Origin of the sequence: Massilia sp. YIM B02443, from assembly GCF_030411955.1 — a bacterium.
Lineage (GTDB): Bacteria > Pseudomonadota > Gammaproteobacteria > Burkholderiales > Burkholderiaceae_D > Telluria.
Genome location: NZ_JASNRA010000075.1, coordinates 1 through 467 on the forward strand (window position 1 = coordinate 1; position 467 = coordinate 467).

Below are 467 nucleotides of genomic sequence, written 5' to 3' on the forward strand. Positions count from 1 at the left end.
GAAATGGCAAAAGGTAAATTCGAACGGACCAAGCCGCACGTCAACGTCGGCACCATCGGTCACGTTGACCACGGTAAAACCACCCTGACGGCAGCTATCGCAACCGTCCTGTCGAAGAAATTCGGCGGCGAAGCCAAGGCCTACGACCAGATCGACGCGGCACCAGAAGAAAAAGCACGCGGCATCACCATCAACACCGCGCACGTCGAGTACGAAACCGAAAACCGTCACTACGCACACGTTGACTGCCCAGGCCACGCCGACTACATCAAGAACATGATTACCGGTGCAGCGCAGATGGACGGCGCGATCCTGGTGTGCTCGGCCGCTGACGGCCCGATGCCACAGACCCGTGAGCACATCCTGCTGGCGCGTCAGGTTGGCGTTCCATACATCATCGTGTTCCTGAACAAGTGCGACCTGGTCGACGACGCAGAACTGCTGGAACTGGTCGAAATGGAAGTCCG

At 58.5% G+C, this 467-nt stretch carries 1 protein-coding gene; it reads left to right on the plus strand.

Features of this window, described 5'->3' with window-relative positions:
- Positions 1–3: 3 nt before the first annotated feature.
- A partial coding sequence (locus QPK27_RS25240) for a GTP-binding protein (RefSeq protein WP_290420889.1) occupies positions 4–467 on the plus strand: 464 nt, incomplete at its 3' end.